Origin of the sequence: Providencia sp., assembly GCF_040396775.1 — a bacterium.
GTDB lineage: Bacteria > Pseudomonadota > Gammaproteobacteria > Enterobacterales > Enterobacteriaceae > Providencia.
This window is the reverse complement of sequence record NZ_JBEBNT010000023.1, coordinates 1-22,707: the sequence shown is the minus strand read 5'-3', so window position 1 is coordinate 22,707 and position 22,707 is coordinate 1. Positions and strand designations below refer to the sequence as shown.

Sequence of the window (22,707 nt, the reverse complement as noted above, 5' to 3'; positions counted from 1 at the left end):
ATGATGACTAACAATTGATAACTAGTGAATTAATAGCGTGGCACAAAAAGATTATGTAGCTCGAGGGCGGTCAGCCGCCCGTAAAAAAGGCAAAGGGAAATCAAAAAAAGCACAAGGGCTACCAATGACCACGTTGGTTGTTGCCGTAGCGATCGTTGTGCTATTTGTTGGCGGCCTGTTTTATATCACCCACAATAAAAAGGATGCGCCGCAGCCGCAAGTTGCCACGCCTTCAGCACCTGCGGGTAGTACGCTTCCTCCTAAACCTGAAGAACGCTGGCGCTATATTAAAGAATTAGAACGCCGCGGTGTTGATTTGCCAAGTACCCAGCAACCTAGCTCGGGTAATAATATTCTGCGTCCTTCAGATTTAACCCCTGAGCAACGCCAGTTATTAGAGCAAATGGACTCCGATAGACGCCAACCCGTGACAAACCTGCAAGAGGTTCCGTCCAATGGCAAGCCTGTTCCTCGCTCTCAAGTGATCATCAATGAGCCTGCTCAACCTGTTGAGCCCGTTCAACGCAAACCCGTTGTGAATACTGAACCGAAACCAGAAACTCGCCCTACTGCGCCAATTGCCCCGGTACAGCCTGCAACACCTGCGGAGCCAAAACCTGCCAATAACATGCAAAATATGTTGGTACAATGTGGCTCATTCCGTACTGCCGACCAAGCAGAGTCTGTTCGTGCAACTTTAGCGTTTGCAGGAATTGAAAGCCGAGTAACTGCGGGTGGTGGCTGGCATAGAATTGTTCTTGGTCCTTATTCCAAGTCAACCGCAGAGAAAATGCGCGACCGCGCAGCAGGTGTTGGCGTTTCCGGTTGTATTCTTCGTGCATCAGGGGGTTGAAAAACCCCATCCCCCACCCCATCTACTGTTTTAACGCACTCATGAGCGGTTGTTTTTGTCTTCAACCTAGTCCAAGTGATAGCTAATCAACAACTATCACTTGGGTTTTGTCTCTTGAAAACAAAACTCAACTGCATTTTTTTGTAATAAAACCAGGGGCTAACTCATGACAACAATCGTAAGTGTTCGCCGTAATGGCCAGGTCGTAATTGGTGGTGATGGACAGGCGACGATGGGTAATACCGTCATGAAAGGCAATGTCCGCAAAGTTCGCCGTCTCTATAATGACAAAGTCATTGCCGGATTTGCCGGTGGCACCGCAGACGCATTCACGCTTTTTGAACTGTTCGAACGCAAACTCGAACTGCACCAAGGCCATTTAACTAAAGCGGCCGTAGAACTCGCTAAAGATTGGCGTACAGACCGTATGCTGCGCAAGCTGGAAGCGCTGCTTGCCGTAGCGGATGAGCATACTTCCCTCATCATTACTGGTAATGGTGACGTCGTTCAACCAGAAAACGATTTGATCGCTATCGGTTCAGGTGGTCCTTATGCACAATCTGCCGCACGTGCACTATTAGAAAATACAGATTTAAGCGCGAAAGAAATCGCGGAAAAAGCGCTCGCCATTGCAGGTGATATCTGTATTTACACCAACCATAATGTCAACTTTGAAGAAATTTCTTCAAAATCATAAGGATTGTTAGCATGTCCGAAATGACTCCACGCGAAATTGTCAGCGAACTCGACAATCATATTATTGGCCAAAACAAAGCTAAACGTTCTGTTGCGATAGCCCTGCGTAACCGCTGGCGCCGTATGCAGTTAAACGAAGTGTTACGCCATGAAGTTACACCGAAAAATATTCTGATGATTGGCCCAACAGGGGTTGGTAAAACTGAAATTGCCCGCCGCCTTGCAAAATTAGCCAATGCACCATTTATCAAAGTTGAAGCGACCAAATTTACTGAAGTCGGTTATGTGGGTAAAGAAGTCGACTCCATCATCCGTGATTTAACCGACTCTGCGGTGAAAATGGTACGTTTGCAATCCATTGAAAAAAACCGCTATCGAGCGGAAGAAATGGCAGAAGAACGTATTCTGGATGTATTAATTCCACCCGCAAAAAACAACTGGGGCCAATCTGAGCCAACAGATGAGCATTCACCAGCACGCCAAACTTTCCGTAAAAAATTACGTGAAGGTCAGTTAGACGATAAAGAAATTGAGATTGAAGTTGCTGCATCGCCAATGGGCGTTGAGATTATGGCACCTCCTGGTATGGAAGAAATGACCAACCAGCTGCAATCGATGTTCCAAAATCTTGCAGGGCAAAAACAGAAACCTCGTAAGATGAAAATCAAAGAGGCATTCAAACTGCTGGTGGAAGAAGAAGCCGCTAAGCTCGTTAACCCAGAAGAGTTAAAAGAGCAAGCCATCGAAGCCGTTGAGCAAAACGGTATCGTGTTTATTGATGAGTTCGACAAAATCTGTAAACGCGGTGGGCAAAGTTCAGGCCCTGATGTTTCTCGTGAAGGGGTACAACGTGACTTACTGCCACTTATCGAGGGTTGTACTATTTCCACTAAACACGGCATGGTAAAAACTGACCACATCCTGTTTATTGCTTCGGGTGCGTTCCAAGTCTCTAGCCCATCAGATTTAATTCCTGAATTACAAGGCCGTTTGCCAATTCGTGTTGAGCTACAAGCGCTGACCACTGAAGATTTTGTGCGTATCTTAACGGAGCCAAATGCCTCCCTAACAGAGCAATATAAAGCGTTGATGGCGACCGAAGGCGTGAATATTGAGTTCACCACTGACGGTATCCGTAAAATTGCGGAATCGGCATGGCAGGTCAATGAGTCTACCGAAAACATCGGTGCACGCCGCCTGCATACGGTGCTTGAGCGTTTAATGGAAGACATCTCTTTTGATGCGAGCGACCGTAATGGCCAAACCATCCAAATTGATGCGCAATACGTGAAACAGCACTTAGATGAGCTGGTTGCGGACGAAGACTTGAGCAGATTTATTTTATAATCTTATTAATTATCAGGTTTTCATGTATCCTTAATATACATCGACTAAAGTGCAGCTTTTATCGCTGCACTTTTTTCTATGAAATATTCAACCCATTGCATTGAATATACTTAGGTATTTCTTCATGCGGTGGGTTATTACATTGTTAAGAACGCATCTCAAAGAGTTTGAATTATAGGTAACTGCATGCAGCCGACATCCACAACAATAAGTCGTAAACAAGCTTGGATTGAAAGTCTTCGCCCTAAAACCCTACCTCTCGGGGTTATCGCCATTGTCACTGGCTCTGCACTCACCTATCTAACAGGTAACTTTAAATGGCCAGTCGCCTTGCTTGCGCTGATTACTGCAGGCTTACTGCAAATTTTATCGAACCTTGCGAATGATTACGGCGATGCTGTGAAAGGGTCAGATACTGCTGAGCGCATTGGGCCACTGCGCGGAATGCAAAAAGGGGTGATTACCCAAGCGGATATGAAAAAAGCGCTGAAACTCAATATCACCGCCGCTTGCTTATCTGGTTTATTGTTAATTATTGTCGCCTGCGAAAAGCCCGAAGATGCCTTTGGCTTTCTTGCGCTAGGCCTCGTGGCGATTGTTGCCGCGATTACCTATACCGTAGGCAAAAAACCCTATGGTTATCTAGGGTTAGGCGACATCTCTGTTTTAATTTTCTTTGGTTGGCTGAGTGTGATTGGTACCTATTATCTGCAAGCCAATACATTCAACATCATCACCGTACTACCTGCAACAGCATGTGGGCTGCTTTCTGTCGCCGTGTTAAATATCAACAATATGCGTGATATTGAAAATGATATCAAAGCAGGGAAAAATACCTTAGCGGTTCGTTTGGGGCCACAAGGTGCACGTATTTACCACGCAATTATTATCATCGCTGCCATTTTGTGTTTAGTGCTGTTTAAGCTGATTTACTTATCCGGCTGGAGTGGTTGGCTATTCTTATTGGCAGTTCCAGTACTGCTCAATCACCTCCGTCGCGTTCTAACCGATCCGACCCCAGAAGGGATGCGCCCTCTTCTTGAGAACATGGTTAAAGCCGCCCTTGTGACGAACGTTTTATTCGCTATTGGCGTGGTAATGAGTAAATAACCTGCGTTATTTGACCATTTTTTGACTTTTTCCGCCTATTTTTAGGCGGGGAATTTTGCCAAGTGCGGATCAAAAGGGATATACTGGTATTCTCTTGCAGCAAAAAAAGACCTAAATCCTATGAAATATGATACTTCCGAACTCTGCGATATATACCAAGAAAGCGTTAACGTGGTAGAACCTCTTTTCTCCAACTTTGGTGGACGTACTTCATTTGGCGGTCAAATCATTACAGTGAAGTGCTTTGAAGATAACGGCCTCCTGTATGATTTGCTGGAAGAAGAAGGCGCTGGCCGTATTCTGCTCGTTGATGGTGGCGGTTCTGTCCGTAAAGCGTTAATCGATGCCGAAGTGGCAAGGTTAGCTGTTGATAACCACTGGGAAGGCATTGTGGTTTATGGTGCCGTGCGTCAGGTTGATGCCCTGATGGAACTCGACCTTGGCATTCAAGCCATCGCTGCGATGCCTGCGGGCTGCCCTGATGAAGGTATCGGCGAAAGCGATATCCGCGTTAACTTTGGCGGTGTTACGTTCTTCTCGGGTGATTATCTGTATGCGGATAATACCGGTATGATTTTGTCTGAAGAACCGCTCACCCAAGAAACGACAGAGAGTGAATTCGACGAAGAGATTGACGAATAAGCCCCATCAAATTCAATAAAAAAGGCAGATTCCAACATCTGCCTTTTTCTTTTTTGTTCTGTCTTCCGCTTTCTGTTTTTTCACTCACTTTTCACATCTCTCAGAAAACTTACTCCAAAATAATTCGAGTCACAGGTAGGCGGCAAGTGAAGGATATCCCGATGAGCATACACAAGTATGTGATTCGGGTATCCAAACGAAGCCAGCGCTCTACAACGTGAGGTATAACAAACATTTCTCTAAATAATTCGTGTTGTAGGTAGGCGGCAAGTCGATAAGACCCTAGGAGCATACATAAGTATGTGACTAGGGCGAAGAGACGAAGCCAACACCCCTACAACGCGAAGTATGACGAGAAATTATACTTCTTCCATCTTACCTAGCAGAGTCCGCAACCTCTCCTGCCAAGCTTGTTGCTCTTGTTTCAGTTGCTCATTTTCACGTACTAATGAATCGGTCCCTGATTTTGCAGTTTCTAATTCTTGGCTTAATGCACCGTTTTTATCTTTTAATTCATCGATTTCCATTTGTAACAGGGTGATTGTATCAATCGCTTGTTGAACTTTGGATTCGAGTTTCTCAAATACTTCAAATGACATGTTTCTGGTCTCCCTTATCAGCTTTAACACGATTGTAAGTAGCATGATCCTCTGTGTCCAGCGCCATCCATCTGATTCCGCATATTGTTGTTGCAAAAACACTGGTCGGATCACATCACAAAGGTCGATTCCATCACTATTTTTGTTTGTTTTTGTTCGCTTTAGTGATGTAACACGCATTTTTCAATTTCGATATTTCTCGTTTATGTTCTTTAACGATAAATTTACAGCTAAGGGTTTTCGATTAGAAAATCTTAACTTAAAAAAACATTACAATAATTTTCATTTTCATTTTCGTAGGATAGAACATATGAGCCAAATGACCTCAACATCACTCACTGGTCAGTGCATCTCAGAGTTTTTAGGGACTGCACTGCTTGTATTTTTTGGTTTAGGTTGTGTTGCCGCCGTAAGAATAGCAGGGGCGCAGCTTGGCCTCTGGGAAATTAGTGTTATCTGGGGATTTGGCGTCGCTTTAGCCGTTTACCTCACCGCAGGTATCTCAGGCGCACACCTTAACCCCGCAGTTACTCTCGCCCTATGGCTATTTGCTTGCTTTGATAAACGCAAAGTTGTGCCATATATCATTGCGCAAATGCTAGGTGGTTTTTGTGCTGCTGCATTGGTTTACGCTATGTATTCCCCTGTTTTTTTCGATTACGAACAAGTTCACCACATTATCCGTGGTACGCAAGAAAGTTTATTCACCGCAGGGGTCTTTTCAACTTACCCTGCTCCGCAAATTAGTGTCTTCCACGCATTCTTTATTGAAGTCGTCATCGCTGCCATTCTCGTTTGCTTAATCTTAGGCTTAACTGACGATGGCAATGGTGTACCCCGTGGCCCTCTCGCCCCGCTATTAATTGGTATCTTAATCGCCGTTATTGGCGGTTCATTCGGCCCATTGACAGGCTTCGCCCTCAACCCAGCGCGTGATTTCGGCCCTAAAGTTGTTGCTTATCTCGCAGGATGGGGTGACATCGCCTTTACGGGCGGGCGCGATATTCCTTATTTCCTTGTCCCATTGACAGCACCGATTGTCGGTGGTCTGCTAGGGGCCTTCGGTTATCGCAAATTAATCGGTCGCCACTTACCGTGCATGGTATGTGAAGAAGAGACCAAAGCAGAAAAATTATCCGTTAAAAACCCAAAATCCTCGGAACAGGCTTAAATTATGACAACTGAAACCACCATTGAAAAAAAATATATCGTTGCACTTGATCAAGGCACAACCAGTTCTCGAGCTGTCGTACTCGACCACGATGCGAACATTGTGAGCATTTCACAGCGTGAATTCACCCAAATTTACCCTAAGCCGGGCTGGGTAGAGCACGACCCAATGGAAATCTGGGCATCACAAAGTTCGACACTGGTTGAAGTGTTAGCCAAAGCGGATATTCGTACCGACGAAGTTGCAGGGATTGGTATCACTAACCAACGCGAAACGACCATTGTTTGGGAAAAAGCGACAGGTAAACCGATTTATAATGCGATTGTGTGGCAGTGCCGTCGTACCGCGGATTTTTGTACTCACCTCAAACAAAATGAAAAAGATTTAGAAGAATATATTCGCCAAAATACTGGCCTTGTGGTTGACCCCTATTTTTCAGGAACAAAAGTTAAGTGGATTTTAGACCACGTCGAAGGTGCTCGCGAACGAGCTGAAAAAGGCGAATTACTGTTTGGTACCGTCGATACATGGCTAGTCTGGAAAATGACCCAAGGCCGCGTACATGTAACCGACTACACTAACGCGTCTCGTACTATGTTGTTTAATATTCGCAATTTAGAGTGGGATGATAAAATCCTCAAAGCGCTGAATATCCCACGAGCCATGTTACCTGAAGTTCGCCCATCTTCTGAAGTATATGGCCAAACCAATATTGGGGGGAAAGGTGGTACACGTATTCCCATTTCGGGCATGGCAGGTGACCAACAAGCAGCACTGTATGGCCAGCTGTGCGTGAAACCGGGTATGGCGAAAAATACCTATGGAACGGGCTGCTTCTTACTGTTAAATACAGGGGAAACTGCGGTTCGTTCTAATCATGGTCTGTTAACCACTATCGCTTGCGGGCCAAAAGGGGAAGTGAACTATGCCCTAGAAGGCGCGGTGTTCGTTGGCGGTGCATCTATCCAGTGGCTGCGTGATGAATTAAAACTGGTTGATGAAGCCACAGACTCTGAATATTTCGCTACCAAAGTCAAAGACAGTAACGGCGTGTATGTTGTGCCTGCTTTCACCGGTTTAGGGGCACCATATTGGGACCCGTACGCACGTGGTGCGATTTTCGGATTAACACGCGGCGCTAACCGTAACCACATCATCCGCGCAACATTGGAGTCTATCGCTTACCAAACTCGTGATGTGCTCGATGCGATGCAAGCTGACTCTGGCGAGCGCTTAAAAGCACTGCGTGTTGATGGTGGCGCCGTAGCAAACAATTTCTTGATGCAGTTCCAATCTGACATTCTAGGCACACCAGTTGAACGCCCTGAAGTGCGTGAAAGTACCGCGCTGGGTGCGGCCTACCTTGCTGGTTTAGCCGTGGGTTTCTGGAATAACCTTGATGAACTGCAAAGCAAAGCAACAATTGAACGCGTCTTTAAACCAGGTATTGAAACCACTGAGCGTAATTTCAAATACGAAGGCTGGAAAAAAGCGGTCGCACGTGCTCAAGAGTGGGAAGATAAAGCGTAACTATTGATTGAAAATTTATCTCGTTGTCTCAAAGGTGGTGCTTCGGTACCGCCTTTTTTATTTCCGTAAAATCAATTAGCTAATAAATAGATGCACAATAATCAGACTAATAATAAATTAGAAAGGCGCCATTACCTTGTTTAAAATCGTTGCGCTATACACTCATGGAGTGACGAATGTTAACAATAGGAAAGGTTATGGATAACCAACAAAAACAACAGGATGTATTACAGTTAGGACTGTATCGGAATATAGGCAGAGTCGCAGTACTCGATACGAACTCACCATGGTTGGCCTCATTACAAAAAAATCTCGCGTCTTCTCAAGGGGCAAAAGCATCACATGAATTATTCAGCTGGCTTATCGACAAGCCTCGAACCATTGGGGAAACTAAACGCCACTTTATACTTAGCGCCCTATCCGATGAATCGTTCTCTGGTTTTAATTTTCACCCACAACAAGGCCTGTTTGTTGAGAGTTTTAATTCCCCCCATGAATGGCGTGAAGGGGAACCTCGCGCTCAAGAGCAAATTGCCGACTTGCTGCTACCCAGCGGCCAATGGCATCGCCATTATGATACCGTCGTTCTGTCAGAAAGTGCCAATGACAAACAAGTTGAACTTGTTCGCCACTACCTGCAATTAACAGGAGGTAGCCTGTTAATTATTCGAGATAGCCATAAAGAAACATCGCTACCGATCCAGCAATTAATCGCTGAATTAACCCCTGTTGACCAAAATCACATTCAGCCATCATCAACAAAACATCTTGGTTTTCAACAAACTATCACGCTTGCCCCTAACTCACTCAACTCACTGAAATTAACCGATGAACTATTGGAAAATACGCAATATTTTTCAATCATCATTCATGATGTTGATGGTAATCCGCTTATCTCTCAACATGATATTGCCCTTGAACACCACACATCATGGGGTTCTATAGCTCAAGCGATTGAATTCAATGTGAATCAAGAGATCGCGGCGTTACAGCAGAATCCTATCGAAGTAAAATATCAGAATAACACGCTGAAGATGGGGGGAACGCAGATTGTTTTTTCACAATTTCAGTTGAAACAGCAACAAGGGGAGCAAGTACTGCCGATTTTAGTGACTGAAAACCCCCACCAGCTTTCCAATCAGCTGATTATTGGCGCCGTAACAGGGAAATTGGCTCAACATGATAATGTTTTGCGATATCAAATTCTTGAGCAGGCTAAATTTGGTGATGTGATCATCGATCCACAAACTGGGGAATGGATCTACACCCCCCATGAAGCCCTATTGAGATCAAATGCAGATCAGTTCGATATTGTCGCCATTAGCCATAATGGCCATCAATCTGAGTCGATTTCCATTCATCTACAAACGGATGAAGCACCCCAAGTTGTTATTCCTGGGAAACGAACTTTTACCATTTCAGACCCAATTTACGAGAACCCTAAACGACGGTATCACCCTACACCTGATGATATGCAGGTTCATGGTATTCAACTGGCACAAACTCACTTACAGTCACCGAATGACCCTTATTTTAGCCTTACGGCTAACCGTTGGGCACTGCTCAAAGTGGGGGTCACGAGTCCGTCTTCTGCAAAATCCTCTGATTTTATTGCCGTTATCTATGATAAACAGGGTAGCCAATTAGGAAACATACAATTAACGGGACCTGAAACTTTACCCTCTAGATTAACCCCGTTACCTCATACAACAACCCCATTAGCCTACCACCAGCACGCCCAACATTTTACGGCACCAATAAAGGGAGAATGGGTGCAGCCTGGCTTTTCTATTCAGATAGTCACAAACAATCAACCTATTACGACTCAAGAAACCAGCTTAGATGGTTTTATCTCACCTAACGTCACATTGGATAGTCATATTACAGCTTACATTGATAATCACAGCCTATATCAACAGGGGCATGGCATTTATGCCTATTCACCACTGAGCTGGGGGCAAGAAGCAGTGGCGATATTGCCAATTAAGCAACTCACCCTGTATAGCTTCCCTGCAACGACACGAAACCCCAGCGTGCATCCTTATCAAAACTGCTATTATGATGCATCAAGCTTAATTCACCCGAAATACGATGCCCCAGAAAAAACCCCTCATCACCTCGACTCACAAATAAACTGGGCATACTTAAACAGTTCGCAATTTCACAATACCAATCGCATCGATTCAATTTATCACTATACGGCCATTCAACCGTTAACCGCTTCGCTCGATTATCATACTCTCGGTTTGGCTGTACGGCATGCAGGCGGTGGAATACATGAGCCTACGACACTGTGGCATGAAATTTTTGGCCATGGGTTTGGTTTGCCCCATACCAATATTGAAAACTCTACATACCCCTATGACCCCGCAACGCATGGCCCAAACCCCGCCTATAACCAACACCGTCAGCACTATGTTACTTATAAATCCTCAGGTGATATTCCCAACCTTTACCCAACGATGTACGCCAACCATACCTATTTTACTAGCAATCAATATGATGCCTTTTTGCCGCACTCCGATTATTTTAATCAGCGCATTCAGCAGTTTTTAAGCCAAAAAACACGCTGGCAGCCGAATAATATGAAAGGGAAAGATACTGAGGATGGCGGTTTTGCGGGAGACGATTTTTACCAACGCTGGAATGAATCAGAAAAACAGTGGGAAACCTTAACACACGATAATTTCACTCAATATTACCCACACGAAAATATCGATGAATGTCCTCACCAGCGCGATGTACCTATATACTGGCTGCGAGGTCAATTCGCGACCAATGAAGGTATTCCTCATCCTTATAATACGCTGATGGTTGACCGCACAGTAGGCAATTTACCCGCTGATTATCATAATTTAGAAACCAGCACAGGTCGTGTTTATTTCCCCCATCATAGCCATGCAATTGTGGTGACTTATGCAACACCGAACGGCTTAATCACAGAAAAATTCCAAGTAAAAGTGCACGAAAATGATATTAGCTTAAATATTGCAGATAAAGGTGAGCTGGTTAAATTTGCGCTATACCAACTTAATCCACGCAAAGAACTGGGACAAAAAATCGCCCAATATACCAACCCAGAATCATTAGCAAATCGCCTGTTTGCCAATAGCTATACCGATGAATTACCAGATACACTCATTCTTGATGACTATTGGCAAGGCAATGCACTCTTTTGGGCAAGCACAGAGGAAAACGTAGTCGATTTTTCAACAGGGAAAATCAATACGCAAGAAATCACGCCCCTGAGCGCACTAAAAGCGACTTGGGTAGCGGATGGCAAACTTCATCAACACTATTTTTCTTTATCCGACCCATTTGGCCAACAAGATAGCGTTCATACCTCTCAACTATTCACCCCGATAAATCACCTCGATAAGCAAATAGAAACATCACAGGAAATTGAGCGCATTGCCGCTCAGGCTGAACAACCACTAATTGCTGACGTGAATATTCACCAGAAGATTGATATTACGAACTTATCATTGCCAGACGGGGAATATCACTATTGGGTAACACTGCGAATGGTTGATCAGAATGGCGAACAACAAGAAAATATGCCGCTGGAGAATTGGTATTTTTCACGTGAAGAAACGGCATTAACCGTAAGGGGAACCATTGACAGCACGCCTGAATTAGAATGCACTGATATTGTTATCCATGTTGATCAACATTTACAAGATGGTATCCAAGCAAGGGAAGTCTGGCTTGTACAAGATAAAAACTCACCACGGGTAGAAGATAAAACATTTTTAAACTATGACCGCCCTGTTGTTTTTAACTCACCTGCCAATCAAGCAGAGCTTATATCTGCGTTCCCAGAACAAGAAACACATATGGCAGTTTCACCATCCTATATCTCCACACCCGAATCACGCTTAATCAGTGCGCCTATTCGATAACCCATTAGGCGGAGAATTCCGCCTAATTTTTCAATATCAAACCGTTCTTTCTGAGTGCCCCATACGGCGAGCCAACGGCAGCCAACATAAAAGCACTAGGGCCGACATCAAAAACATCAGCAAACCAAGACTAAATTGCCCATGCTGTGGCATTAATGAGGAAACCCATGTAGCCACACCAGAACCCACATTTTGTAAGCCCCCCACCAACGCGCCAGCCGCACCCGCTAAATACGGGAATGGCTCCATTGCCCCTGTGGTGGCAAGGGGAAATAGCATGCCTGCGCCAAAGAAAAACACTGCCGCAGGGACTAATAGCGTCCACGTATTCATGATGCCAAACCAACTCGGCATCCACATCATTAAACCTGCCAGCAAACAAATTAATACAGATTGCCACATCAAGTTGTAAAACGTTTTTCCTTCACGCCCTGCATACCACGCCCCGAAAAAAGCCGCAGGAATTGGTAATATAAATAAGATACTGACGGTAATACTACTGAGGCCTAATACGCCGCCCATTAAAACACCGCTACTCGCTTCAAAAACGGCAATCCCCGCCAGCGCACCAATTAACATAGCTAAGTATGATAAAAAAGCCCCATTAGAGAGTAATTCACGGTATGACGCCAGCATCTTACGTTTTTCTGGTGATACTGGGCGTGTTTCTGGTAGCCAGCGATACATGCTAAATAACACACTCCCACCTAGGATAAACAGGAAAATATAACAAGCATGCCAGCCAAAAAAGTGAGCCAATATTCCACCGAACATCGGCGCTAATAATGGGCTAACTAACACCCCCATATTTAATAAACTATTTGCATAACGTAATGCGGTGCCTTTATATAAATCTCGGGGCATGGTTCTTGCCATCACACCCGCAACCCCTGTACCCAAACCTTGCATACCACTAGCAATAGTCAGCGTATTTAAAGTCGGCGCAAAAATCGCCACTATTGTCGAAAATAAGAAAATGGTTAGCCCTGCTAAAATAACGGGTCTACGACCAATTTGGTCTGATAACGGGCCATATAATAATTGCGAAAAACCATATGAAAATAAGTAGGCCGCCATCACCTTCTGAACCGCTCCAGAAGGCTCATTAAAGTAGACTGCAATTTCAGCAATCACAGGGACATAAATAGTTTGTGTCATTTGGCCGACAGCCGCCAATGCAATAAGCATTATTAACAGATTGAAATGTTCCAGCTTTCTCATTTTTCTCTCGGATACAGCAAAAATTCCAGACGCACAGCAACCTTGTATTATTAAAGATAAATAATACAAACCGAATATTGGAATTTAATGACGAATATTTAAATGTTGTTTTACGTATTAGCGCTAACTCAGATAAACAGCAAATAGCACGTTTTGCTCTAATGTGATTAAGATAACAAAATTTACGATTTTTTCTAAGTAGCGTGACATTTTAGTTTATATATCAATGGCAGCCATATTCGCCACATCTGTCAACATAACTGTACATTAAAATTAATAAATAACTATTATTAAGAATAAATCACTGAAACACGTTATCGATAAGCATAAATAGTGAACTGATTTAGTATTAAATCCTAATGAGCGATGCCCTAACTAATTAAGGTGAAACATCACCCACTTAGTAGGATTGATTTTGAAATAATAAGAGGTGGATTTATGGCAAATTGGGTAACTGGGAAAGTGATTGAAGCCAAGTTTTGGACGGATACATTGTTTAGCCTTGTCATCGACGCCCCCATTAAGCCTTTTACCGCAGGACAGTACGCAAAACTTGGCCTTGAAATCGAGGGAGAACGAGTTCAACGCGCCTATTCTTATGTGAATGCCCCCAGCGATAACCGACTTGAGTTTTATTTTGTAATTGTTCCAGAGGGCAAGCTTAGCCCTAAATTAGCACAACTGAAACCTAACGATACATTGCAAATAACCGATGAAGCCGCTGGATTCTTTGTCTTAGATGAAATTCCAGAGTGCAAAAATTTATGGATGCTTTCAACTGGGACCGCGATTGGCCCATTTTTATCTATCCTACAAGAAGGCAAAGACCTCGAACGCTTTGAAAAAATCGTTTTATTACATGCTGTTCGATATGAAAAAGACTTGAGCTACCTGCCATTAATGCAAAAACTTGAGCAACAATACCAAGGGAAAGTAAAAATTGTCACGGTGGTCAGCCGAGAACACACGCAAACATCTTTACATGGCCGAGTTCCCGCCCTCATTGAAAGCCATGCACTCGAAAATGCCGTTGGCTTATCCCTTTCACCAGAAACATGCCATGTGATGCTATGTGGTAACCCTGAAATGGTACGTGACACACGTGATATGCTCAAAAACAGCCACGGCATGATTAAACATTTACGCCGTAAACCAGGCCATATTTCCAGTGAACAATACTGGTAATAGCGATAAACACTACCCTGAGTCATTTCAGGGTAGTTTGCACTCTTATAAATAATTCACAGACTCTGTTTTTTCACCGTATTTATTTGCGCTATCCATTCCGACAAAAACGCCACAATCCAGCAGCATAATCATCGAAATAAATAAGGGTAAAAACCGCCCAATCCCCCATTGCCAAACCGGATCAAACTGACTGACATCCATAGAATACAGTGCAAAAGCCAAAACAATTAATGCGAACCACCCACCTGATTTTCCTCTATCGTGTAAGCGCTTTGAAAAGATAGCCGCTAAAGGATAAAGCAGGAGGACAAAAAGAAAGAGGGTAACCATTTCAGGTAATAAAAATGTATTCTGTAGCAAGACAATCACGGTCACTAAAATAAAGCTGGCGGCAATACCCGCCCAAAATGGCCGACGACCTATTCGACCTTTGAAGGAAAAAGCCCATTGTTGTAATGTCATTACCTATAATCCTGATACAATGTGAAAACCCAAAGAATGAGTGGCAAAAAAATGACTCAAACCTTAATTCGTTCGATATCCGCCATCATAACCATTTTTGTACTCAGTGCGCCACCTTTGGCAATCGCGCAAAAAGTGCCGACCTTGCCTGATACTGACTTTGAAGTGGCTTACTTAGCCCCTGACGCGGCGTCTTTTGATCTCACCATCCCTGAATTACGCAATCAGTTTAACCAAGACTATAAAGATTTATATCTTCATGAGTATAAAGTGATTGCGAGCCAAGATATTGCCGCACCTTATATTCGTGCGGCATCACGTATCAACCAACAAATCTATTCTTCTGCGGTGCTTGAGCGCGGTAGCGAAAAAATAAAAAGCTTACAAATCACCTTGCTCCCAACAGATAACGCACAAGAAGCCCAAGAAAATCGTCAATTAATGGAGCGCTATACCCTTGCGATTATCCATCAATTCGCTCCAGATGTTTCTTTAGATAAAGCCCCTGAGCTGACCACTGCCTTAAATAAATTTATGGCGGATCAAAACCCAACTCATGCGGAAGAAGCTCGATTAGGCGGCCTGCGATATATTTTAGTAAAAAGTGACAATAATGTGCTTACTTTTGCTGTTGAACCGATTAAGCTAGAGCAACAAACACCCTAAACAGACTGTGATCACGCTCTAAGAACAAGCATGATGAAAAGCAAAGCTATTATGCCCTAATGTTCTTATAATACTTAAGGTGAATGGCGACAAAACTGTCACGTTGCGCCTGCAACATTAATGCGCAATGAATAACTTATTGATTAATCATTCAAACTCTCTGGTTGGAGGAAATAACATGCGACATCCATTGGTAATGGGTAACTGGAAATTAAACGGCAGCACCCATATGGTCAATGACCTGATCGCTGGTCTGCGTAATGAACTGAGCAGTGTTGATGGCTGTGATGTAGCTATCGCGCCACCAGCAATCTATCTGACTCAAGCAAAACATGCTCTCGCGGGCAGCCGTATTGCATTAGGTGCACAAAACGTTGACGTCAATCTGTCTGGCGCATTCACCGGCGAAACCTCAGCTGAAATGCTAAAAGATGTGGGTGCAAAATACATCATTATTGGCCACTCTGAGCGCCGTACTTATCACAAAGAAAGTGATGAATTTGTTGCTCAAAAATTTGCTGTACTTAAAGAACAAGGCTTAATTCCTGTTCTGTGTATTGGTGAAACTGAAGCTGAAAACGAAGCGGGTAAAACCGAAGAAGTTTGTGCTCGTCAAATTGATGCAGTGTTAAATTCCCAAGGTGCGCAAGCATTCCAAGGTGCAGTCATCGCATACGAACCAATTTGGGCTATCGGTACAGGTAAATCTGCAACACCAGCACAAGCACAAGCTATCCATAAATTCATTCGTACCCATATTGCGAAGAAAGATGCAGCGATTGCTGAACAAGTGATCATCCAATACGGCGGTTCAGTGAATGCAAGCAACGCTGCTGAACTGTTTACTCAGCCGGACATCGACGGCGCGTTGGTTGGTGGTGCATCTTTGAAAGCTGATGCATTTGCTGTGATTGTAAAAGCCGCAGCTGAAGCGAAAAAAGCAAAATAATTTATTTTGCCATTCAATGATTAGCCGCCAATTATTGGCGGTTTTTTATTTCGCCTAGCGAGATAATTTTATAATTAGAATTTAAAGTAATTAGAATTAATATTAAATATAAAATCAAACGATTGACAGACCTTATAACCAAACAAAAAACCAAGCGAAATAAAAACATTTAAATTCAATTAGATGTGCATGCACCTCATATCTTTAACGCATCCCTATCAAATAATAACAATAGACACTGCGGAAGGTTTAATACAGATTCATTCTACTTAACAAATCAGTAAAAATTAATAAAGCTCACTCTAAAGGATGAAGATGAAATATATAATTAATTTAATATATAGTATTATAATTATATTTCCGGCCATTTGCTTTTCTGAAAGAAATAATGATTTTTGGCGTATTACAACCAATGTCTATATGGAAATAGAAGAATACCAAGGGCAGCGAGATGCATATAAAAATAAAGTCTATGATAAGCTAAGTACCGTGGGCAAATTAGCCCTAACAAATCCAGAGTCTCTATGGCGATTTAATTTAGAACACCGCGAATCACTGAGAAACCATGGGCGCAATTTCGGTACTTCCCGGGATTCTTACCTTCGTAGCCGTACTCAGCTAGATATCACAAAACAATTTATTAAAACGCCGAAAACTGACCTCGAAATTGGTGCGCGGTACCGAAAAGAATCCAATGACTCTCCACCGGAAACAAAAGTTCGCTCCTCCAGTAGCTTATATGCGCTAACACCAGCGGGTAACTATCATTTTAATGATCAATGGTCCTTTAATTTTTGGCTTTCTTATTATTATTACAGCAATTATTTTAATAATAATAGCCATGAAGCAGAAACAGAATTTGGCGCCACCTATCAACATTCAGATAATTTAAAAGCAAAGCTGACGTTTTATTACGACAAAGCATGGGATAAAAATTTCAGTACTCGATTCCTACAATCACAAATTCGTGCTTATTTACCTTTTACCTTAAAGTCCAATTGGCATATCACGCCTTATATTCGCTACGCGATACAAGAAGATACCTATGATAAACATTTCTATCTTGTTCAAAAAATTAATAACGGTTTTCGTCTTGGGACAAATATCGAATACCAAGCGACTCCATCATTAACACTATGGGGGGGTGTCGCCTATGAACCTTCAACATGGAAAAACCCAAAAGAGAACGGTGCGACATCTGGCAATAGTAATAAGCAGACGCTTTATATTGGAAAAATTGGTGTAAAATATCTTTGGTAAGTGTTAATTGATTAGCCTTAGTTATTTTTCCAAAAAAAATAAGCCACACTCAGAAAGGTGTGGATTTTTTTGTTTTGTGCTATCGTTTTATATTTTAGCAACATCAAATATGACAATAATGAAATTAAGTGAAATTAAATTAAAGAAAAAATATTAATTTAAAGAAAAAATATTGTTTAGCTGTATTTAAGTAATCGATCACATAACCAAATAATACCAAAGTGAAATTATTCCAGTTCAAAATAAACCATTCCGTTTTAATTATCCTTTAATATCATGCGAATAAATCAGGTAGTTATAAGCCCGTATTTATCTTGTATTCTTATTACTCACAAATCAAGAATACCACCAACTGTGATTCTACTCACATCATAAATAAATCTGGGTACTTATTATCCCTCGAAAAATAACTTAGAGAGAATAATATGAAAAAGCTTACCCTACTCACCGCTTGCCTTTTTAGCGCGTTATCCGTGGCTGACCCAATAACTCAAGCTCAGCTCAATGAGCTATGGAAAGACAAACAAAAATCTGCTGATGAAATCGTTAATAAGATGTCAGAAGCAGAAAAAATTGGTCAGTTATTTATGCTGGACTTTAGATATTGGAACAAGGACAGCAATGGAGAACCAGCTGCATTTCTTGCCATGAATGATGAAGTTGCTAAAGTTATTTCCCAATATCACCTCGGGTCTGTCATTCTATTTCGTGAAAACCTTATCGATACACCACAAACCATTAAATTAATCAATCAGTTGCAGTCATCACGTAGCAACTTACCTCTTTTCATCGGTACCGACCAAGAAGGCGGATATGTCACCCGCCTACGAGTTGGTACTGAGATGCCAGGAAACATGGCGCTGGGCGCAACTCGCAACCCAGCACTCGCTGAACTGACGGGAATGATCCATGGATATGAGCTCGCCAGCCTTGGGTTCAATATCAACTTTGGCCCTGTTGTCGATGTCAATAATAACCAAAATAATCCAGTGATCGGTGTTCGCTCATACTCTGACAACAAAGAATTAGTTGAAACCTTATCCACTAACTACATCAAAGGGATCCATAAATATAACCTATTGACTTCGCTGAAACATTTCCTCGGTCATGGTAATGTTTCCTCTGATTCTCATGTTGATTTACCTATTGTAAACTCTGATGCCAAAACTTGGCGTTCTACCGAATTAGCGCCGTTTAAATATGCTCTTGCCCATGGTTCTGATGCGGTGATGACCGCGCACATTATTGTTCCTGCCCTCGATGATAATAAAATCACCACGCTAACAGGCAAAAAAGTAGGAATACCAGCAACATTATCAAAACCCATTTTACATGGCATCTTACGTGATGAACTCAAATTTGAGGGGCTGATAGTGACGGATGCGATGGACATGGGTGCCATTGCGGATAATTTCGATATTAATTGGGCAGTAGAAACCTCGCTGCTTGCGGGCTCCGATATTGTGCTAATGCCGATCAAAATGTGGGACACAGAAGCAGTCACACGTCTTGATAACATGTACCGTTATTTAGAGGTACAAGCTGTGAAAAATCCAGAGCTGCAAAAAAGAATTGATGAGTCAGCAAGGCGCGTTATTTTAAAAAAACTTCAGCAACAAATTACCGCACAGCCAGTTGATATCAGTGTAGCCGAGCAAATTGTTGCGTCTAAAAGTCATAAAGACCTTGAAAATATGGTTTCAGAGCAAGCTATCACATTGATCAAAAATGACAACGTACTGCCTTACATATTGAAACCCCAAAACCGTATTTTAGTCATTTCTGACGAAAAACCGCGTAATACGCTTATCGAAAAACACTTACATGATATCGCCGTTGAAACTGGCGTTAGCATAAAAAGTAATGAGCACGTTGTGAAGCTGAATGAAAATACACTGTCAAAAAGTGATGCCGAGCAACTCATTGCCAATCAAGATTTAATTTTACTCACAACCTATAATCTAAAAGATACCCCCACAAACGCCCAGCTCATCATTGATGCTGCAAATAAAACCAAGACACCGTTGGTCGTGATTTCCTCTCGTAACCCTTACGACATCGCGTATTTAAACGGCGTCAAAGCAAATATCGCGATTTACGGGATCACTGGGTTTGATATTACCAATAATAACCGTAACTCATTGGAAACCAACATTCGTAGTGGACTGCGTACCTTGTTTGCCGATAGCCACGCTCAGCCACTAAATCCACCTAAAGGTTTGTTACCCGTCAATATCAAAAATCCACAAGGGAACAAAATTATCTTCCCTTATGGCTACGGTGAAACTTACCACACTGCACATTAATGACTTTAATAATCAATTAATTAGCCTTTATGTCACCACGGAATAAAGGCGAGATACTTACGCCTTAATAAAGGCATTAAAAAAACAAAAATAGATAAAAATTAAAGGGTTAAAATGAAAACTTCACTGAATGGTTTACTTCTTGTTACGCTATCTGGACTAAGTGTCACCGCTTTCGCCGCAGAACCCGCCACAAATGATTACTGGCGCATATCATCTAACGTTTATATGGAATTAGAGAAATTTGAAGGGCACCATAACACCAGTGGTCGCAAAGTTTATGACAAAACAACCATGGTGGGGCAACTCTTTTTAGTTAATCCTGAATCAAAGTGGAGCTTCTTCCTTGAGCACAAGGAATCATTAAGAAGCTATAACCACGACTTTTCGACGTCTAAAGACTCATTTATTCGTAACCGTACACAAATTGGTGCTACTCGAAAAATGTATGCCAGTGATATTGGCCAATTCAATCTGAATGTCACTTATCGAAAAGAATCTAATGACTCGGCCCCAGGAACCCAAGCCCGACCATCCAATACCATGTTCTGGTTGATGCCGAGTGGTACTTACAATATTACAGATAAATGGGCCTTTAACTTCTGGGATGCGGTGTATCACTATGATAATTTTCACGCACCAAATAGCTACGAGTGGGAATCTGAGCACGGTTTAGTTTATAAAATCAATGATTCAGCGACAGCAAAAGTTTATATGTATACCGACTGGACATGGGATAAAGATTTCAACAAAACATGGGAACAAAACCAAATTCGTGGCTATTTCCCAATTACGCTTAATCAAGATTGGAGTGTCATGCCTTATTTTCGTTACTATTTAAACGAACATAACTATGACAGCAACAAACGTACGACTCAAAAAGTGAAAGAGGGTTATCGAGTTGGAACTCAAGTTTTCTATAACTTAACACCGAAACTGACCTTATGGGGAGGCTTTGCCGTTGAACCAAGTACATGGGAAAATGAAAAAAATGCAGGTATTACTTCCGGTAGCAACAACCGTCAAACCTTCTATCTCGGCCAACTAGGTGTTAAATACCAATGGCAGTAAACTGATAAAACACTCCCCCTAGCCTACCTCTAACTGGTTAGGGGGTTATCTGCTCGCTCAAGTTAATAGGCCTCTACAAAACGCCCCTAGGAGCCTACTCCAGTATGTGACCCAAATCGCTGAACGCAAGCAACAACGCCATCACTTGAAGTATCACAATGCAAATACTCTAGATAGTTCGTGTTGTGGCTAGGCGCTAAGGGAAGATACTCGGGGAGCATACTCCAGTATGTGACCCGAGTAGCTGAGCGCAAGCAACAACGCCACGGCGCGAAATATGGCGAATATTAATACTCTAAATAGTTCAAATTGTAGGTAGGCGGCGAGCTAAGCGAATCCCTAAGAGCATACACCAGTATGTGACTAGGGTGAGTGAGTGAAGCCAACACCCCTACAAATTGAAATATGGCGAATATTAATACTCTAAATAGTTCAAATTGTAGGTAGGCGGCGAGCTAAGCGAATTCCTAGGAGCATACACCAGTATGTGACTAGGGTGAGTGAGTGAAGCCAACACCCCTAAAAATTGAAATATGACGAGTATCAGCGTTGAATTATCTCGTCAAACACCCCCCCATTCGCAAAATGCGTTTTTTGCGCGGCCTGCCACCCCCCAAAATCTTTATCAACTGTCAGCAACTTCAGCTCAGGAAACTGTTGCTGATATTTTTTTGCGACTTCACTATCTCGTGGTCGATAATAATTCTTAGCGGCAATTTCTTGTCCTTCTGGCGAATAAAGGTGAGTAAGATAAGCTTCAGCAACCTCTCTGCGATCACGTTTATCGACGGTTTTGTCGACAACTGCCACCGTAGGTTCCGCTAATATGGAAATACTGGGCGTCACCACTTCAAATTGGCCATTTCCCCCTAGCTCATTGATAGCAAGTAGCGCTTCATTTTCCCACGCAATCAATACGTCACCAATGCCGCGTTCAACAAAGCTATTTGTTGCTCCCCGCGCGCCCGAGTCTAACACTTCCACATTTTGATAAAGTTGCTTCACAAATTGCTTCGCTTTTTCAGGGTCTTGCTGATTTTTATTTAATGCATAACCCCACGCAGCTAAATAATTCCAGCGTGCGCCACCTGATGTTTTCGGATTAGGTGTCACCACAGAGACATCTTTACGAATTAAATCATCCCAGTCTCGAATATTCTTCGGATTATCTTTACGCACTAAAAAAACAATGGTGGACGTATAAGGTGCAGAATTATCAGGCAATTTTTCTATCCAGTTTTTATCTATACGACCGCTTTGCGCTATCGCATCTACGTCATATGCTAAGGCTAATGTAACAACATCTGCCTCTAACCCATTGATGACGGAGATAGCTTGCTTACCCGATCCACCGTGGGATTGACGCACAGTAACAGTATCACCCGTTTTCTTTTGCCAATAATCACTGAACTCCTGATTATATTGCTGATAGAACTCACGCGTAGGATCATAAGACACATTCAACAGTTGAATGTTTTTCGCCCAAGCCCCTGTTGTCAACACCAATAACAATGCGGTCGTTAATTGTGATTTTGTTACCTGCCATGAACGTGCCATTTTTGATTCCTCACCAAATTGTTGATAGGACGAGGCTGACAGATAGCATCAATAACTGGAAATAATTAAAAAGAAAAACTTATGCTTATGGGGAATATGTGAACAGGAAAGGAGGAAATTTAAGTTGTGACTAGGCGGCAAACGAGGATAGCTCGGGGAGCATACATAAGTATGTGA

General features: G+C 42.6%; 18 protein-coding genes. 14 read left to right on the top strand and 4 right to left on the bottom strand.

Annotated elements, in window-relative coordinates:
* Positions 1-37 precede the first annotated feature (37 nt).
* From ftsN to rraA, 5 genes are all read left to right on the top strand, one after another.
* Positions 38-853: a cell division protein FtsN gene (gene ftsN, locus ABWP91_RS17835; protein ID WP_353244370.1), complete on the top strand. Its 816-nt coding sequence runs from the start codon at positions 38-40 to the stop codon at positions 851-853.
* A gap of 166 nt (positions 854-1,019) precedes the next feature.
* The gene (gene hslV / locus ABWP91_RS17830) at positions 1,020-1,550 is read left to right on the top strand and encodes an ATP-dependent protease subunit HslV (RefSeq protein ID WP_004265304.1); all 531 of its coding nucleotides are present in this window, start codon (positions 1,020-1,022) and stop codon (positions 1,548-1,550) included.
* An 11-nt stretch (positions 1,551-1,561) separates the two neighbouring features.
* Positions 1,562-2,896 (top strand): ATP-dependent protease ATPase subunit HslU, encoded by a 1,335-nt coding sequence (gene hslU / locus ABWP91_RS17825; protein ID WP_353244369.1) that lies wholly within the window; start codon positions 1,562-1,564, stop codon positions 2,894-2,896.
* A 186-nt stretch (positions 2,897-3,082) separates the two neighbouring features.
* Entirely contained in the window at positions 3,083-4,006 is a 924-nt protein-coding gene (locus tag ABWP91_RS17820; protein WP_353244368.1) for a 1,4-dihydroxy-2-naphthoate polyprenyltransferase, read from the top strand.
* Between the two features lie 120 nt (positions 4,007-4,126).
* On the top strand, positions 4,127-4,648 hold the full coding sequence (gene rraA / locus ABWP91_RS17815) for a ribonuclease E activity regulator RraA (RefSeq protein WP_273804800.1): 522 nt from the start codon (positions 4,127-4,129) through the stop codon (positions 4,646-4,648).
* A 359-nt stretch (positions 4,649-5,007) separates the two neighbouring features.
* On the opposite strand, the gene zapB is transcribed toward rraA, so the two are convergent.
* The gene (gene zapB, locus ABWP91_RS17810) at positions 5,008-5,247 is read right to left on the bottom strand and encodes a cell division protein ZapB (protein WP_004265299.1); all 240 of its coding nucleotides are present in this window, start codon (positions 5,245-5,247) and stop codon (positions 5,008-5,010) included.
* Positions 5,248-5,557: 310 nt separating this feature from the next.
* Here zapB and ABWP91_RS17805 point away from each other — a divergent pair, with 310 nt between their 5' ends.
* The 3 genes from ABWP91_RS17805 (at position 5,558) to ABWP91_RS17795 (ending at position 11,850) form a co-directional block, all read left to right on the top strand.
* The gene (locus ABWP91_RS17805) at positions 5,558-6,418 is read left to right on the top strand and encodes an MIP/aquaporin family protein (RefSeq protein ID WP_206085966.1); all 861 of its coding nucleotides are present in this window, start codon (positions 5,558-5,560) and stop codon (positions 6,416-6,418) included.
* Positions 6,419-6,421: 3 nt separating this feature from the next.
* On the top strand, positions 6,422-7,948 hold the full coding sequence (gene glpK, locus ABWP91_RS17800; protein WP_353244367.1) for a glycerol kinase GlpK: 1,527 nt from the start codon (positions 6,422-6,424) through the stop codon (positions 7,946-7,948).
* Between the two features lie 197 nt (positions 7,949-8,145).
* Positions 8,146-11,850: a hypothetical protein gene (locus tag ABWP91_RS17795; RefSeq protein WP_353244366.1), complete on the top strand. Its 3,705-nt coding sequence runs from the start codon at positions 8,146-8,148 to the stop codon at positions 11,848-11,850.
* 36 nt (positions 11,851-11,886) lie between these two features.
* Here ABWP91_RS17795 and emrD read toward each other — a convergent pair whose 3' ends face one another.
* On the bottom strand, positions 11,887-13,071 hold the full coding sequence (gene emrD / locus ABWP91_RS17790; RefSeq protein WP_353244365.1) for a multidrug efflux MFS transporter EmrD: 1,185 nt from the start codon (positions 13,069-13,071) through the stop codon (positions 11,887-11,889).
* Between the two features lie 438 nt (positions 13,072-13,509).
* On the opposite strand from emrD, the gene fpr reads away from it, so the two are divergent.
* A complete protein-coding gene (fpr, locus tag ABWP91_RS17785; RefSeq protein WP_219245042.1) occupies positions 13,510-14,256 on the top strand; it encodes a ferredoxin--NADP(+) reductase in 747 nt (248 codons plus the stop codon).
* Positions 14,257-14,301: 45 nt separating this feature from the next.
* Here fpr and ABWP91_RS17780 read toward each other — a convergent pair whose 3' ends face one another.
* Positions 14,302-14,721, bottom strand: coding sequence for a DUF805 domain-containing protein (locus ABWP91_RS17780; RefSeq protein WP_353244364.1), 420 nt, complete (start codon positions 14,719-14,721; stop codon positions 14,302-14,304).
* A gap of 51 nt (positions 14,722-14,772) precedes the next feature.
* On the opposite strand from ABWP91_RS17780, the gene ABWP91_RS17775 reads away from it, so the two are divergent.
* From ABWP91_RS17775 to ABWP91_RS17755, 5 genes are all read left to right on the top strand, one after another.
* Positions 14,773-15,387, top strand: coding sequence for a DUF1454 family protein (locus ABWP91_RS17775; protein ID WP_353244363.1), 615 nt, complete (start codon positions 14,773-14,775; stop codon positions 15,385-15,387).
* A 178-nt stretch (positions 15,388-15,565) separates the two neighbouring features.
* Positions 15,566-16,336: a triose-phosphate isomerase gene (gene tpiA, locus ABWP91_RS17770; RefSeq protein WP_219245045.1), complete on the top strand. Its 771-nt coding sequence runs from the start codon at positions 15,566-15,568 to the stop codon at positions 16,334-16,336.
* Between the two features lie 309 nt (positions 16,337-16,645).
* Positions 16,646-17,596, top strand: a complete 951-nt coding sequence (locus tag ABWP91_RS17765) for an autotransporter outer membrane beta-barrel domain-containing protein (RefSeq protein WP_353244362.1) — start codon at positions 16,646-16,648, stop codon at positions 17,594-17,596.
* A 425-nt stretch (positions 17,597-18,021) separates the two neighbouring features.
* Positions 18,022-19,902 carry a glycoside hydrolase family 3 protein gene (locus ABWP91_RS17760; protein WP_353244361.1) on the top strand — a complete coding sequence of 627 codons (1,881 nt, stop codon included), beginning with the start codon at positions 18,022-18,024 and terminating at the stop codon, positions 19,900-19,902.
* A 114-nt stretch (positions 19,903-20,016) separates the two neighbouring features.
* Complete coding sequence (locus ABWP91_RS17755) at positions 20,017-20,973, top strand: OmpG family monomeric porin (RefSeq protein WP_353244360.1); 957 nt, start codon at positions 20,017-20,019, stop codon at positions 20,971-20,973.
* 543 nt (positions 20,974-21,516) lie between these two features.
* Here the strand turns inward: ABWP91_RS17755 and ABWP91_RS17750 are convergent.
* Positions 21,517-22,530 carry a sulfate ABC transporter substrate-binding protein gene (locus ABWP91_RS17750; protein ID WP_353244359.1) on the bottom strand — a complete coding sequence of 338 codons (1,014 nt, stop codon included), beginning with the start codon at positions 22,528-22,530 and terminating at the stop codon, positions 21,517-21,519.
* Positions 22,531-22,707 lie beyond the last annotated feature (177 nt).